General features: G+C 31.7%; 14 protein-coding genes. 2 read left to right on the forward strand and 12 right to left on the reverse strand.

Translation table 11 applies throughout. The annotated features are described in order from the left end of the window. Positions 1-164: 164 nt before the first annotated feature. Entirely contained in the window at positions 165-1,949 is a 1,785-nt protein-coding gene (gene prmC / locus IAI10_RS02880; protein ID WP_315671788.1) for a peptide chain release factor N(5)-glutamine methyltransferase, read from the reverse strand. A 179-nt stretch (positions 1,950-2,128) separates the two neighbouring features. On the opposite strand from prmC, the gene rpmE reads away from it, so the two are divergent. Further along, complete coding sequence (gene rpmE / locus IAI10_RS02885) at positions 2,129-2,341, forward strand: 50S ribosomal protein L31 (protein ID WP_315671789.1); 213 nt, start codon at positions 2,129-2,131, stop codon at positions 2,339-2,341. Between the two features lie 100 nt (positions 2,342-2,441). On the opposite strand, the gene rho is transcribed toward rpmE, so the two are convergent. The 5 genes from rho to ypeB form a co-directional block, all read right to left on the reverse strand. Further along, positions 2,442-3,920 (reverse strand): transcription termination factor Rho, encoded by a 1,479-nt coding sequence (rho, locus tag IAI10_RS02890; protein ID WP_315671790.1) that lies wholly within the window; start codon positions 3,918-3,920, stop codon positions 2,442-2,444. A gap of 355 nt (positions 3,921-4,275) precedes the next feature. Next, positions 4,276-5,883, reverse strand: coding sequence for a CTP synthase (locus tag IAI10_RS02895; RefSeq protein WP_315671791.1), 1,608 nt, complete (start codon positions 5,881-5,883; stop codon positions 4,276-4,278). A 178-nt stretch (positions 5,884-6,061) separates the two neighbouring features. Next, positions 6,062-6,361 (reverse strand): ribose-5-phosphate isomerase, encoded by a 300-nt coding sequence (locus IAI10_RS02900; RefSeq protein WP_315671792.1) that lies wholly within the window; start codon positions 6,359-6,361, stop codon positions 6,062-6,064. A gap of 95 nt (positions 6,362-6,456) precedes the next feature. Beyond that, positions 6,457-6,873 (reverse strand): DUF1934 domain-containing protein, encoded by a 417-nt coding sequence (locus IAI10_RS02905; RefSeq protein WP_315671793.1) that lies wholly within the window; start codon positions 6,871-6,873, stop codon positions 6,457-6,459. Between the two features lie 116 nt (positions 6,874-6,989). Then, positions 6,990-8,375, reverse strand: a complete 1,386-nt coding sequence (gene ypeB / locus IAI10_RS02910) for a germination protein YpeB (RefSeq protein ID WP_315671794.1) — start codon at positions 8,373-8,375, stop codon at positions 6,990-6,992. Between the two features lie 222 nt (positions 8,376-8,597). Here ypeB and IAI10_RS02915 point away from each other — a divergent pair, with 222 nt between their 5' ends. Beyond that, positions 8,598-9,725, forward strand: coding sequence for an MGDG synthase family glycosyltransferase (locus tag IAI10_RS02915; RefSeq protein ID WP_315671795.1), 1,128 nt, complete (start codon positions 8,598-8,600; stop codon positions 9,723-9,725). Between the two features lie 70 nt (positions 9,726-9,795). Here IAI10_RS02915 and spoIIR read toward each other — a convergent pair whose 3' ends face one another. The 6 genes from spoIIR to ispE form a co-directional block, all read right to left on the reverse strand. Then, entirely contained in the window at positions 9,796-10,431 is a 636-nt protein-coding gene (gene spoIIR, locus IAI10_RS02920) for a stage II sporulation protein R (RefSeq protein WP_315671796.1), read from the reverse strand. A 142-nt stretch (positions 10,432-10,573) separates the two neighbouring features. Further along, positions 10,574-11,749, reverse strand: a complete 1,176-nt coding sequence (locus tag IAI10_RS02925; RefSeq protein WP_315671797.1) for a Ger(x)C family spore germination protein — start codon at positions 11,747-11,749, stop codon at positions 10,574-10,576. Then, complete coding sequence (locus tag IAI10_RS02930; protein ID WP_315671798.1) at positions 11,746-12,846, reverse strand: endospore germination permease; 1,101 nt, start codon at positions 12,844-12,846, stop codon at positions 11,746-11,748. Before IAI10_RS02930 ends, IAI10_RS02925 begins: the two co-directional genes overlap by 4 nt. Positions 12,847-12,885: 39 nt before the next feature. Next, positions 12,886-14,349, reverse strand: a complete 1,464-nt coding sequence (locus tag IAI10_RS02935) for a spore germination protein (protein ID WP_315671799.1) — start codon at positions 14,347-14,349, stop codon at positions 12,886-12,888. Between the two features lie 14 nt (positions 14,350-14,363). Further along, positions 14,364-14,567, reverse strand: a complete 204-nt coding sequence (locus tag IAI10_RS24630; protein ID WP_396334334.1) for a CLC_0170 family protein — start codon at positions 14,565-14,567, stop codon at positions 14,364-14,366. Positions 14,568-14,702: 135 nt separating this feature from the next. Further along, complete coding sequence (gene ispE, locus IAI10_RS02940; protein WP_315671800.1) at positions 14,703-15,545, reverse strand: 4-(cytidine 5'-diphospho)-2-C-methyl-D-erythritol kinase; 843 nt, start codon at positions 15,543-15,545, stop codon at positions 14,703-14,705. Positions 15,546-15,551: the final 6 nt, after the last annotated feature.

Consider the following 15,551-nt stretch of genomic DNA (forward strand, 5'->3'; position numbering starts at 1 on the left):
ATAATCAACTCCGTGTAAAAATTTTATATTCAATATTTTTTATTAGTTTTTCTCAATAATTTCAAAGTAAATTCTACAATAAAATAATCATAAAATTACCTCAAACATTATATCAATAATTATATAAATAATCAATAAAGTTTTAAATCCACATCTTTACACATTTACAAGAAGCCCACCACTACTCTATCATTTCCTGCCAAATCCTTAAGTACTTCAATATCGCTAAATCCAAAATTCTTCAATATGCCGCTAACTTCCTCTCTCTGATCATAACCAATCTCAAATGCCAGCATTCCCCCTGGAACTAAGCACTTAATTGATTGCTCAGTAATCTTTCTATAAAAGAATAATCCATCCTCCCCTCCGCTTAAAGCTAGGCGAGGTTCGTAATTCCTCACATCTTCCATCAAATCTTCTATATCTGAATCCTTAATATAAGGTGGATTAGATATTATAGAATCATATTTAATTTCATTAGATAAAGAAGCCTGAAATAAATCACTTTTAACAAACTCCACTCTATCCTTTAAATTATTTTTTTCTATATTAAATTTTGTTATTTTTTCTGCCTTTTCAGAAATATCTATGCAGGATACTTTAATATCCTCTATCATGGAAGCCAAAGCTATTCCTATAGCTCCACTTCCACTGCACATATCACAAATAGATTTATATCCTTTTTCTTTAATAACTTCATGAGCCTTTTCTACTAATACTTCAGTATCAGGTCTAGGAATTAATACTCCTTCTTCTACTTTTAAATTAATTCCCATAAACTCAGTTTCTCCTATAATATATTTTATAGGCATTTTTTCTTTTCTCTGCTGTATTAGTTCATCAAATTTTTCTTTAACTTCAATATCCACAAGCTCATCTCTGTTAGTTATTACAGCTATCCTATCTCTGTTTAAAACTTTAGCTAATATTAATTGAGTATCAAGCACATAGCTTTCTATATTTTCTGCTTTTAGAATTTCCACTCCGCTATTTAAAAGTTCTCCTATAGTTATTTTAGGTCCATACTTTTTTAAAGACTCTTTGTAATCAAGACCTTCTGAAGCTTCTAAAGCTACTATAGCCACTTGTAGTTGAGACAAATCCGGTTCCCGTGTTGTGAGATTTTGAAGTTTAAGTCCTGGGTAGGCAAATATATTAGATAATTTTCCTTTACTTTTTCCCATCCACCTTATTATCTCATATGAAACTCCCGATACTATTGGAAGAATCAAAATTCTATATAGTATTTTTTGCCACAAAGTATTAAACTGCGCTAAAGAAAATATTACGATGCTAACTATCATTACTATAAAAAGAAAATTAGTTCCGCACCTTGGATGAAACCTTTGGAACTTAGCTGCGTTTTCAGGAGTAAGCTCGCATTCATTTTCATAGCAGAATATAGTTTTATGTTCTGCGCCATGATATTGATACAGTCTGTTTATATCTTCCATCTTTCCTATAATGCACATATATAACAGAAGTATACCTACCCTGATAATTCCTTCAATAATATTCACTAAAAACATATTAGCACCAAATCTATAAAGAAAGTTTGCTAAAAATGTTGGAAATACAAAGAACAAGCCAATAGATATCGCTAAAGAAATTACAAGTGATATCCCAAGTATCACATCAGTACTTTTTTCCTTAAATAAATTTTCAAACCAGCTGTCAAACTTCGATTTTTCTTTTTCTTCCTCTTCAAAAAAGGATGCAGAATAATTCAAGGTCTTTATGCCTATTATCATCGATTCCAGCAATGATACAAATCCTCTTATTATCGGCAAAGATAATATCTTATGCCTTTTTACATATGAAGTAAATTCTTTTATATCAACATCAATTGTTCCGTCTCCTAATCGTACAGCGGTAGCTGTTCCTCTGCTTCCGCGCATCATAACGCCTTCTATGACCGCCTGTCCTCCAACGCTCGTTTTTCTAGCCATCTTTTCACCTCTACTTTTTAATAGCAATTATCCATAAATATCATAGTCCTATTATATCAATAAAAGGACTTAATAACTACTTAATTTTATAATTTGATTTTTTATTGACTGACCTTACTTGTTATGATATAATTGGGTGGTTAAAAAAACGTGTGTTTACACAAGGAGAGGTGAAAAATATGAGAGAAGGCATACATCCAGAATACCACCATGATGCTGTGGTTAAGTGTGCATGTGGAAATACTTTTACAACAGGTTCTGTTCATACGGAACTAAAAGTAGAAATATGCTCTAAATGCCACCCATTCTTCACTGGAAAGCAAAAGATTATGGATATCGGTGGAAGAGTTGAAAAGTTCAGAAAGAGATTCAATCTTCAAGACGAAAAGTAATCATGATAACGAGAAAGTTTTCTTTCTCGTTTTTTCATTTCCAAATAATTCAGCTATATAAAGGTGGTGCTGCGCAGCACCACCTTTAAAAAAGTCCATTTTACCTGCCATTAGATCCTAAATCTATTTTAGAAAAGGTATTTAAAAATTCCTTATTATTTTTTGTCTTGGTAAGCAGATTTATTAATTTTTCTGTAACTTCATCTACATTTCCATCTTTATAAAGAACTTTTCTTATGTTATAGGAAGCATCCTTCTCTTCATCAGTTTGAAGCATATCATCTCTTCTAGTTCCTGATTTATATATATCAATAGCTGGGAATATTCTTCTTTCCTGAAGTTTTCTATCAAGGTGAACTTCCATGTTTCCTGTTCCCTTGAACTCCTCAAATATCATATCATCCATTCTGCTTCCAGTTTCTACAAGAGCTGTAGACAATATAGTAAGACTTCCTCCTTCTTCTATATTTCTAGCTGCTCCAAAGAATTTTTTAGGCATTATTAATGCTCCTGGATCAAGTCCTCCAGACAAAGTTCTTCCTGTAGGAGTAATGGTTAAATTATAAGCTCTTGAAAGTCTTGTAAGGCTGTCTAAAAGTATAACCACATCCTGCTTTTGTTCAACCATTCTCTTAGCTCTCTCAAGCACCATCTCTGCCACCTTAGTATGATGATCTGGTTCTTCATCAAAGGTTGAAAAAATAACATCTCCATTTATGGATCTTTTCATATCAGTAACTTCTTCTGGTCTTTCATCTATAAGAAGCACAATTAATTTTATATTTGGATAATTAACAGATATATTTTGAGCTATTTTTTTCATTATAGTTGTTTTTCCTGCCTTAGGAGGAGCAACTATGAGACCTCTTTGTCCTTTTCCTATAGGACAGATTATATCCATAAGTCTAGAGGACAAATCCAGCTGGCTACCTGTTTCAAGCTTAAGTCTTTCGTTAGGATATATTGGAGTAAGGTGTTCAAAAGGCTTTCTTCCAACCGCTTTTTCAGGTGATTCTCCATTTACTCTTTCCACATATAGAAGCGCCTTAAATTTCTCTCCTTCTTTAGGTGTCCTAACTTTTCCTTCTATTTCATCTCCAGTTCTTAGATTGAATCTTCTTATTTGGGAAGGAGAAACATACACGTCTTCAGGAGTTGATAAATAATTTTTTCCTCTTAAAAATCCAAAATTATTATTTTCATTTATTTCAAGCACACCCTTGGCAGACCCGGATTCGCTTATCATTTCTCTTAATTTTTCTTTTTTCTCTCCTTCATGTTGAGTTCTATTTTCTGTTGCAGTTTCTATGTTTCTCTGAGGTTTAACAACTGTTGTCTCTTCTAACTCTTTTTCCTTTGCAGGTTCTTCTGCTTTTACTTCTTCTGCTTTATTAACAGGTTTTTGAGAGATTCTTTCTACTAGTCTAACTCCATCTTTTTCTATGTACAAAGGAGATTTTTTCTTAAGTTCATCAATAAGTTCTCCTTTTTTATACTTTGTAACGCTTTTAATATTTAATTCTTTAGCAATTTCTCTAAGTTCATTTAAGGTCATATTTTCATAATCTTTATTGCTCAAGCCGTATCCTGATTCACACATATATTTTTAAACAAACATTACGGAAATCAGGCATTCACCCACCTTTCTATATATTTTATAATTAATATTTAGCTCATTTAAACATTCTCACAAAAATAATTAATGGGAATATAAAAGACATTTTTGAAATATGTTAGAAATGCATATTGATTTTATCTTAATAAAGCAAGAGTACATCAATATATTATATACAATATCACATATTGCATACAAAAACAAAATATTTTTTTATACATTTTTTTCATCTATACATATAACAAATAAAATAGCTTGTATTTAAACACTAATTATTTAAATACAAGCCTTTAATTATTCGTTGTATTTGGTTTTCAAACTATTTTTCGCTATACGCTACTGCTGCAGTAATAAAATTCTTAAATAGCGGATGTGGTCTATTAGGTCTTGATTTAAGTTCAGGATGGAACTGAACACCTACAAACCAAGGATGATCCTCTACTTCAATTATTTCTACTAGCTTTTCGTCAGGACTTGTTCCTGCTATTTTAAGTCCAGCATCTACCATAGCTTTTCTGAATTCATTATTAAATTCATATCTATGCCTATGTCTTTCATAGATTAATGAATTGTCATAGGACTTGATTGAGAAAGTATTGTCATCTAATTTGCATGGATATATACCAAGTCTCATAGTGCCGCCTTTTTCATCAATATCCTTTTGGTCAGGCATTATATCTATAACAGGATGTGTTGTTTCAGGATTGATTTCAGAACTGTTAGCATCTTCATATCCCAAAACATTTCTAGCAAATTCAATAACAGCACACTGCATTCCAAGACATATTCCTAAGAAAGGAACCTTATTTTCTCTAGCCCATCTTACAGCTTCTATCTTTCCTTCTATTCCTCTATCGCCAAAACCTCCAGGTACTAAAACTCCTTGGCAGTCACTAAGTAATTCATCCGCATTGTTTTTATCTAAATCGCATGCATTTATCCATTTTATATCCACATTTGCGTCATTATACAATCCGCCATGATTTAAAGCTTCTACTACGGATATATATGCATCATGAAGCTCTACATATTTTCCTACAAGAGCTATCTTTACATTCTTCTTAAGATTTTTAAGTCTTTCTACCATTGCTATCCATTCATCATTATTTATATCCTTGCAGCCAAGATGAAGCTTTTCGCATACTAGATTATCAAGTCCTTCATTATGAAGAAGCAATGGAACTTCATAAAGGTTCTCCGCATCTACATTCTGTATTACTGACTTTCCATCAAGGTTACAGAAAAGGCCTATCTTGTCCTTTAAATCTTCAGATAATTCTTTTTCAGTACGACATACGATTATATCTGGCTGTATGCCTATACTTCTAAGCTCTTTAACAGAATGCTGAGTAGGTTTAGTTTTTAGCTCTCCAGCCTTGCCTAAGTATGGAACTAAAGTAACATGAATAAAGCATACATTTTCTCTTCCAACTTCATATTTTATTTGTCTTATAGCTTCCAAAAACGGCTGAGATTCTATATCTCCCACTGTTCCGCCTATTTCTGTTATCACTACATCTACATCTCTCTCTTTAGCAACTCTATATACTCTGCTTTTTATTTCATTTGTTATATGAGGAATTACCTGAACGGTTCCACCAAGGTAATCTCCTTTTCTTTCTTTAGATATAACTGACCAATATATTTTACCTGTGGTAACATTACTGTTCTTACTAAGATTTTCATCTATAAATCTTTCATAATGCCCAAGATCCAAATCTGTTTCTGCACCATCATCAGTCACAAAAACTTCTCCATGCTGATATGGGCTCATGGTACCTGGATCCACATTAAGATATGGATCAAATTTTTGAATAGATACATTTAGTCCTCTATTTTTTAAAAGTCTCCCTAGGGACGCTGCTGTTATACCTTTTCCCAAGGAAGAAACAACTCCTCCAGTGACAAATACATATTTAGTGCTCATATTATTCCTCCAATCAATGATAAATATTAATTTATGTAAAATCCATTTCAAACTATTGACAAAAACCAAAAAGCATTATACAATAAAAATTACCCTATAAATTTAATGTACAATGCCCATTGTATTGCCAAACATAAATATTATAATAACACATATCTTTTTTTAATGCTATCTTTTTTTAAATTATTTTTTTTGCTATTTTTTGCACTTCAAAAAACTTCTCTCTAAATTCCCTATTTATAAAAAATTTCTCTTCTGCTTTTTTAATATTATTTTTTATAGCTTGATTGCTTTTATAATTAAAATCCTGTTTTACCTTTTCACAATCAAAGCATCTATATTGATTTAAAAGCAAAAACAAAAAATATTTGCATTCTCTATCTTTTAATATCTTATTTATTTCTTCTTTTTTTATTCCCTTGTAGCTGCAAATAACCTCTAAGATCAATTCATATCTTTCTTCATTATAATATCCCATAAAAAACAAATCACTCCTGTTTAAATAGACTTATCTTAATTATAACCAGTTAAGTTTAATTTAAACTTGGGAGTGATTTACTTTTATATTCCAAATTACTGAGCTTTTATATTTATCTTCAATTCTGTCGGTTCTGCCATTTGCCCTGAGATGCTTAAATTATAATTAATAAAAACATCTCCTCCCTCGTCTCCAACATTTATATCCATATCTAAGGTATTTACTACAATCTCTAAATCCCCGTAAGGAGTGTTATACAATGACGTATGTTTATTATTTTTAGAGAATTCCATGAATGCATTAGTAGTTCCCTCTCTTACCAAAGAAAGTTTGTCATCATATATTTTTAAAGTTGTAGTGGTACCTTCCATACCAGAAATTTCAGTTTCGTTATAAATCGCTAAGTAGCTTCCATCTTCCTTATAGTAGCTTCCCGGTGTTATAACTTCTATCTTATCATTGTTAGCAGACTTCTGACTGCTGCAAATAGATATTAAAGCTTTTTTATTCATACACTAGCCCTTTCACTTTTCTAATTTTTACCAAAAAACATCAAAATCCATCATTTGTTTATAGTTTACTGGTTTTATTGAAATTTAGCAAGACACTTTTCATCAATTTTATACAATTAGATAGTGAGCTTTCCGTAGGGCGTATTTAGTATCTTTAATATATTTTGAGAACTTCCATCTGCAGCATTTATATATACTATAAATTCTTCATCCTTATATTTACCCGCAAACTCATAACACAAAACCTCTTTATTATTTTCTGTGGGTACTACAGCAAGTCTTGTAGAATAAACATGGAGCTTGCTTCCCACAGATTTTCTAGCTTTATCAAGGGTAACCTTAGGAGCTGCAGCCTTTCTATTATCATCATGAGCAGTTAAGTATTTCTCAGCTTCAATACCTATTATGCTTCCATCATTTAAAGCTACTTTTATTTTAATTTGATCTGGATATACAACCACATTATCTTTCATGAAAACATAGTTTATTACCGTGTTATCTTCGTATTTTTGGGAATAAGATGGCTGCATGCTTGAATATCCTAGCTTATTCAAAAAAGCTGATGCCGAGTCCATAACTTTATCGTCTGATAATTTAGGAGCTCCTAAGATTTTATTATCTAATAAATATACTATCTTCCCACCAGCTTTACTAACATCACAAATTATATTTTCAGAATTATTTCTATTTTTCATTTTTACATTGAAACTAAATACCGGTATCTTACTATTATCTGTAGACTGCCTTAATTCTACGCTTTGAATATTTTCTTTACCCAACACATTGATCACATAATCTTTAGCTTGCTGCTCAGATACTTGAGGCAACGAATTCACTCTTGGCTGTATCTCCAGCACATTATCTGAAAATGGTCCATCATATATTAGAGATGGATATTGAGCCACTTGCTTTTGAACAGATGTAAACTTAGCAGAAATATCTGCTTTATTTCCGCCAGTAACAAAACTTGTTATCTTCTGCCTTATTTCACCCCAGCTCACCTTTCCTTGATTCATATTAGCTAATATTCCATTCAATTGATTCTTAAGTTGTCTGGATTGTGTTCCCAACCTATCTATAGTACTAGAATCATCTTGAGATACCATATTATTATTCGAAGCCGAACTCTCATTGTCCGTTTTTTTAGCTAGAGTATAGCAATAATCTCCTACTTGAGATAAAAATTTTGTAACACCTTGAGACAGTTCCACTGGTACGGGAAGAGAACTTACTTTATCATTAGCAGAAGAAGCGTTTCTAAATATATCTTGAAATAGCAAAGAATTCTGTTCCTTAGTACCTGCTACCGATGATTTTCCAAGATTATTATCTATGCTTTCAAGGTTATCTATCAATTGATACAAATTTTTGCTGTACTCACCTTGAAGATAATTTCTGTAGTCTGTTCGTTCTAAAGTCATTAAAATAGCATATGTAGTTGAAAAAACTATAATCATTGTAACCACTATTGTGTATCCAAGTCTTTTATGTTTCATGTCCATAGATCCAAAATCACCTCTTACCCATTTTATTTGCAATTTAGTCTTAATTAAGTGGTAATATATAAGTATTATCTGTCATAACAGATAAAGTTATTCTTCCTAGAAATTTTTATTTGCTTGTTTATAAATGGTTGTGTTTTATGTATAATTAATTTATGCTATTTATGTGCAAAATAATAAATATATATCATAAATCTGTTTTTTTATAAAAGGGTGAATTAAATGCGGACATTAATACTATCGATTTCAGCTGGAGGCGGCCATGTAAATGCAGCCGAAGCTATAGAAAGCTATATCAAATTAAACAACCCAAATGCTGTAACTATGATTTTAGATACCTATAAATACATAAATCCATTTTTAGATAAGGTGGTTATAGGCGGTTACCTTAAGAGCCTTAAATTTTCTCCAGCTATATTTGGAAAGCTATATAAATTAGCTGAAACTGATGATTCAATAGCTAGTTTCAGCAATAAAATAAATGAGATGATAATACATAAATTGATACCATTGCTTGAAGAGTTTAAACCGGACATTATAGTAACAACACATGCCTTTTCTACAGAAATGATGTCTTTGCTGAAAAGCAAGTATACTATTGACATACCAGTGGTAACTATAATGACCGATTATGCTCCCCATAGTTTCTGGCTTCATCCTCATATAGATGCTTACGTCATATCTAATGACGACATGGTTACTGAAATGATTGACCGAGGAATACCTAGACAGGTTATATATCCTTTGGGTATACCCGTGAAACCAGAATTTATAACAAAATATTTAAGAGATGATATCCTATCATCTTTGAATTTGGATATTAACAAAAACACTTTATTGCTTATGGGTGGAAGTTTAGGTATGGGCAAGATAACTGAGCTCTACCAAGAACTTCAATACGTAAATAAAGACATACAAATAATTATAATAACCGGAAATAACAAAAAACTTTATTCTCAATTAAGAGAACTAAGCAAAACATCAAAAAAGACCACTAAAATAATAGGTTATACTAATGAAGTAAATAAATATATGCAGGCCAGCGATTTACTTATAACAAAGCCAGGTGGTTTAACAATAACCGAGGCTCTAGTTTCTCATACCCCGCTTGCTATTTTTTCAGCTATACCAGGCCAAGAAGAAAAAAATGCAGAATTTTTAATGGAGCATAATCTTGCCATTGATTTAAGCGATTGTAAAAACTGCAGTGACAAAATAGATGCTATATTAGACTCTGAAAGTTCACTTTCTAATATGAAAACTAATTGTATTAAATATGCTAAGCCAAACAGCGGAAATGACATATACGACTTACTATTAAAACTTATATCTAAAGAAGCTTATAATTAAATCTTGCTTCAATAAAAGCTTACACATGAAGACTCTTCTAATTTCTTCATGTGTAAGCTTAATGATATATCTAATTAAATATCTTATTCACAACATCAACTATTTTAAATCTATATTCTATCTTCTCATCATTTCTTATATAATCAATTTCATCATCATTAAGTACCTTTTTCATATCATTTACGCTTTCATTCTGTGACACTTCCCCTTTTGTAATGTCAATAAAGCAAAGAGGCGGAAACATGACACACCACCAATTTCTCCCCTTTGCATTTCCTATAAGCACTCTATAAGCTTGATATTTACCTGCTGGAAGAGTGATATTTCCATAGGTTTTTATAGGGAAATTTTCATTGGATAGCTCTGTATTTACAGAATAATTATAACCATTTTCCTTTATTACCTTGTTAGCTATCGATTTAATATGTTCATCACTGGAAAGTAATATTTTTTTAGTTTCTTCTATAGATTTACTGTTAGATAATCTAGGCTGCATATATTTTAATATTTCATCCTTTACCTTTAGCTTTAAATTTTGATCTTCATCACTGTCACTATTGGCAAGCACATGAAATCTAATGATCTTATTACTTATATCCTGTTGAAACTTAACATCTTGCGCACTAGTATCCTTAGCCTCAGTAATCACATTACAAAGCATACCTGCTAAAATTATGGCTGCAATTCCCATTAATAATTTTTTCATATATAAAATTTCCTCCCATCCATTTCATGTAGACTTTCACATCCTACATGTATAATTATGGACAAGGCTACTTTTTTTATACACTCACATTTATTTTTTGTTTTAAATCAGTGTTGATTTTTAAACTGATTTAAAACATTCCTTATTTTTTTATTCCTATCCTTCTCAATTCAACTCTTACATCCAAATTCATATTGGCTGATTTATAAGTTTCTTCCCAATTATTTTCTACTTTTCTCCACATGCTGGGCTTAAACTTCTCCACATACTCTCTTATACCTATCAAGTCTACACCGTATTCTCTCTGAATAGCAGTAAATATTTCTTTTCCTTCTGTACTTATAGATTCAGCATAATAGTTTTGCAGCTTATCTAAAAAGCCTCCATCTAATAAATTTTTATCCGTAGTATATTGCTTAACCTTCCCTTCTATTTCCACAAGAACGTTAATGTTCAATTTATCAGCTTCCTGAGTTAATTTTATTTTTCTTTTTATATTATCTATTTCCATATCTATAGGCTCATCATTATAATATATAACCTTTTTTCCGCTTATGAGCTTACCTCTTAAAATCTCAATAGCTGAGGTTTCCTGAGGATTTAAAGTCCCTTTTATAACATAATTCTTTATTATAGATATTCCATTTATTTTTATTTCTTTTTTTTCGCTATCAACTTTTAGATTAGGTACGATAGCATTACCACTTCTTCCTAAAAGTATTGTAAATTCATTTAATGTCATAGGAATTATAACCGCATTTTTCTTGCTGCTTTCCATTAAACCGTTCACATACGCTCCTATGGTACTTTCCATATTTAGTGGATATTTAACCAATTGCTCAGCACTTCCTTCTGCCACAGCTACATACATTCTTCTGTTAATCATAGGGTTTCTAGATAAATAGTCCACGATTTCTTTTACAATCTTAGAATTTTGAAACACATCACTGCTTATAAGCAATAAGCTTGCGTGCCCAATATCTATATTTCTGCTGCTTTTTAGTATAGCATTGGACATAGCATCCTCCATGGAATAGGCTTCCGTTTTTATAAATTTATCCGATGGAATCTGACTTTTTTGTGCAGAATACCCGCTTATATCAGGAAATGCATAAGTTACCTGAAGCCTTTCTATATTTCTTTCTCCAAAAGGGTCTTCAGGCTTTGCATCTTTTAAGATTTTTTTATCATTTATATCTTTTCCAGCGTCAACTGCTATAGTAGATACAAAAAAATTCCTATCTATTTCATTTCTATCCCAGCATCCGGTAGAAAAAAGCATGAATACGCAAAGCAAAATTAGCCCAAGTCTTCTCATTGATTCTCAGCCTCCTTTACACTTTTTCTTTTGCTTGTTAAATAAAGCAATAAAGGAACAAATATAAAGTTTATGCAATATACCACGGAGGCTACTTTATATGTGCTATCATATATCTCAGCTATATTGCTAGGATACATTGCTATAAAATATATGATTGGAATTAGTATAAATGAGGCTATCTTAACATCTCCTATGGAAACAGCATCACTGAGAAGAGTTGAGGAAAAAGAAAATCCATTAGCAAATATAGTAAAATAAAAAATCATCCACATTGCTAAAACTAATCCATCCCACCTCTCCACTAAAGATCCAGGAATGTTTATGCTCTTAACCATAGTTATAGTAGGCCATAAAAGCTTAGGCGTTTCATATTGGCTAAATACCGCTATACACAGCACAGTCACAAACACATAAAAGAGCGTTACAAATATCATACCCTTATAAGCATACTTAAAAGCCTTATTACAATCCTTTAATATGGGTGTAATAATATATAATATTTCCATTCCTCCAAAAGCAAATAATGTATATGGAATTACATTTATGTAGTTAGCTGCGGGTTTGTTAAATATAGGCAGAATATTAGTAAAATCAGAGATAGTGAAAGCAAACATAAATATTATAATTATAGGTATGAACATCAGCCAAAAGCTTATCTCATTAAATTTCACCATGCTTCTTATACCGCTTCTCACAGCATACCACCCACTAAGAATAGTTATTACTATTAAAAATTCTGTAGGTGTCTTATATAAAAGATACATTTTTATTACCTCTACAAATATTCTCATGCCCAGCGATATGCAGACAATAGTTCCAATAGACATTATTAAAAGAACAATTCCGCCAATTACTTTTCCCATATTTCTTCTGGCAATGAAGGTTATCTGCTTATTTCCATTTCTAGCCATAGCTCCTAATAAGAATTTTATTAATATTATATTTATAATTCCTATCAGTATGGTTATAATCCAAGCATCGCCCCCAACCCATGTTGATACTTCTTTAGGATAAGAAAATATCCCTATTCCAACTACAGTTACTACTAATGTGCAGAAATATCCATAAGCTGTAATGTAATTTTTTTTCTCCATTAAAATTCCCCATTTCTTATTACGTATTGACTTATTTGATTATGGTTTTTGTCTCACTTTATCTCCCGGTTTTATAAATTCAGGTCTTCTAATAAATTGGTCAATGGGACTTCTAACAAAGGAATCTTTCAAATCTTTTTTGTGTACATTAACAAAGGGTGATAAGTACGGAACACCAAAACTCTCTAACCTAATAACATGTATCAAAACTATTATTAATACTAAAGCTATTCCATATAAACCTATTACGGTTGATGCTATTATAAGAGCTATTCTAATAATTCTAAGAGATGCTACCACCTCATAATTAGGAGTCATAAAAGTTGTTATAGCCGTTATGGAAACAATTATGATCATCACAGGACTAACTATTCCAGCACTAACCGCTGCCTGCCCGATTATAAGCCCTCCAACTATCCCTACGGTTGATCCTAATGCTTTGGGAAGCCGAATGACGGATTCTACTAATATGGCTAGACTAATTTCCATTATTATAGCTTCCAAATAAGCAGGAAATGGTATGCCTTCCCTTGTAGCCGCAATAGAATAAGTAAGCCTGTTAGGCAATATTGTGGTGCTGAAGGATGTAACCGCCACGTATAAAGCAGGTAAAATCAAAGATAGTATGGTACCGAAGAATCTTATGAATCGCATTATACTTGAATAAATCCATCTTTGGTAATAGTCATCAGGTGACTGAAAAAGCATAGGAAGAGTTGCAGGCACCAATATACAAAAAGGAGAATTATCCACCATGATCGCTATTCTTCCCTCATATATGGCCGCAGCGGCTACATCTGGCCTTTCAGTGCTTTGTATCTGTGGGAAAATAGACCATTTATTATCTTCTATAAGCTGTTCCACATATCCACTATCCAATACTGCATCTATAGTTATTTTTTTTATTCTATTTTTTACATCTTCTAAAACTTCTTTATTTACTATATCATCTATATAGGCAATAGCTATATCCGTCTTAGATCTAACTCCTACATTCTGCATTTCTAATCTTAATCTAGTATCTCTAACTCTTCTCCTAAGCAGCACGGTATTAAATCTTATAGTTTCAACAAACCCATCTCTGGAGCCCCTAATAACGGTCTCAGCTGAAGGCTCAGACACTCCTCTCGCCTGCCATGCCCTTGTTCCCAAGATATATGCTTTTTTTATTCCATCAAGAAGCATTAAAGAGTCCCCAGCCAAAAGGAACCTTAATGCAATTTCTAGTTTTTCCTCCTCTTTAACATCTGTTACAGTTAATAGATTATCCTTTATATCTTCTACATTTTTGATATCATTTTTATATAGCATCAGAGATTCCAGAGCATAATCATCTAATAATATCTTATCCGTCATACCATCTATGTATATTATAGCTGCCTTGAATTCTCCGCAATAAAAGCTTCTGTAAACTACATCCATATTATCTTTTAACAGCTCTTTTATGTAATTTAGATTTTCATCAATATTAGAACTCAGCTCATTGTTTATTATCTCTTTCATCCATTACCATCCCTTTAATTAATTATTTTTCTTACTGCAAACAGTAAAACAAAAACAACAATAAATGTTATACCAATGAATCTTGACTTTCTCACCATATTAAGCTTATATGTTTTTTTAAAGCGATAAACATCTACAAAAATCACCCATAAAGCCGAAAATATAATCATTATAATAAAATATATGTTTACATTGTTTAACAATTTATCACTCCCCACCTATTAGAAAATTCCTTTCACTCATACTATTTTTTTCTATGGCAATATAAATTATGCGTACATGCGCCATTTTTTATAAAACAAACCTAAATAAAAAAACGCCAAATAAAAATTCAGCGTTTAAAATCAATACTCTTATATAGTTCTTGTTATAAATACTTCTTTAAATTTTAATTTCATTGCCTCGTAACATTTTTGCGCGTTAACCGAATCATAAAATAATCCAAATACTGTAGGACCGCTGCCACTCATCATAGCACCGGCTGCTCCTAATTCCATCATATCATTTTTTATTTCCTTTAACACTCTATGCTTTTTCAAAGTAACATTTTCTAATACATTTTTCATCAGATAGCTCACAGCAGTTAAGTCATCTTTCTCAATGGCTTTTATAATAGCTTGAGTATCAGGATGCTTATATATCTTACTTACGTCCAAGCTACTGTAAACTTCTTTTGTAGAAACTCCAAATGGAGGTTTTACCAAAACTACTATATGATTCTTAAATGGCTTTAGATGTGTTAAAACTTCCCCTATACCCTTACATAACGCTGTTTCACCGCCTACGCAATAAGGTACATCAGCTCCTATTTTTAGTCCCAACTTTCTTATATCATCAATGCTGGCTTCTACATTATATAAGTCTTTAAGTCCAAGCATCACTGCAGCTGCATTAGAACTTCCACCAGCTAGGCCTGCTGCAACTGGTATGTTTTTATAAATATTAATTTCCACTCCATCTTTTATGTCATAAGCATCCATAAACAATTCCGCTGCCTTATAGGCCAAATTTCTTCTGTCTAAAGGCACATAAGGCACATTGCATTTGATACTAATTCCACTATCTTTTCTATTTAAATTTATTTCATCATATAAATCTATTCTTTGCATTATCATCTCTAAAAGATGGTATCCATCGTCTCTTTTCCCCACAACATCTAATGATATATTTATCTTAGCATATGCTTTTATATCCATAATTCC

Source organism: Clostridium sp. 19966 (genome assembly GCF_032335695.1).
GTDB lineage: Bacteria > Bacillota > Clostridia > Clostridiales > Clostridiaceae > JACTOJ01.

Bases quoted from the DNA above. Each gene is read 5' to 3' on its own strand.
- prmC (WP_315671788.1), bottom strand. From the start codon at position 1,949: ATGGCTAGAAAAACGAGCGTTGGAGGACAGGCGGTCATAGAAGGCGTT.
- rpmE (WP_315671789.1), top strand. From the start codon at position 2,129: ATGAGAGAAGGCATACATCCAGAATACCACCATGATGCTGTGGTTAAG.
- IAI10_RS02895 (WP_315671791.1), bottom strand. From the start codon at position 5,883: ATGAGCACTAAATATGTATTTGTCACTGGAGGAGTTGTTTCTTCCTTG.
- IAI10_RS02900 (WP_315671792.1), bottom strand. From the start codon at position 6,361: ATGGGATATTATAATGAAGAAAGATATGAATTGATCTTAGAGGTTATT.
- IAI10_RS02905 (WP_315671793.1), bottom strand. From the start codon at position 6,873: ATGAATAAAAAAGCTTTAATATCTATTTGCAGCAGTCAGAAGTCTGCT.
- ypeB (WP_315671794.1), bottom strand. From the start codon at position 8,375: ATGGACATGAAACATAAAAGACTTGGATACACAATAGTGGTTACAATG.
- IAI10_RS02915 (WP_315671795.1), top strand. From the start codon at position 8,598: ATGCGGACATTAATACTATCGATTTCAGCTGGAGGCGGCCATGTAAAT.
- spoIIR (WP_315671796.1), bottom strand. From the start codon at position 10,431: ATGAAAAAATTATTAATGGGAATTGCAGCCATAATTTTAGCAGGTATG.
- IAI10_RS02925 (WP_315671797.1), bottom strand. From the start codon at position 11,749: ATGAGAAGACTTGGGCTAATTTTGCTTTGCGTATTCATGCTTTTTTCT.
- IAI10_RS02930 (WP_315671798.1), bottom strand. From the start codon at position 12,846: ATGGAGAAAAAAAATTACATTACAGCTTATGGATATTTCTGCACATTA.
- IAI10_RS02935 (WP_315671799.1), bottom strand. From the start codon at position 14,349: ATGAAAGAGATAATAAACAATGAGCTGAGTTCTAATATTGATGAAAAT.
- ispE (WP_315671800.1), bottom strand. From the start codon at position 15,545: ATGGATATAAAAGCATATGCTAAGATAAATATATCATTAGATGTTGTG.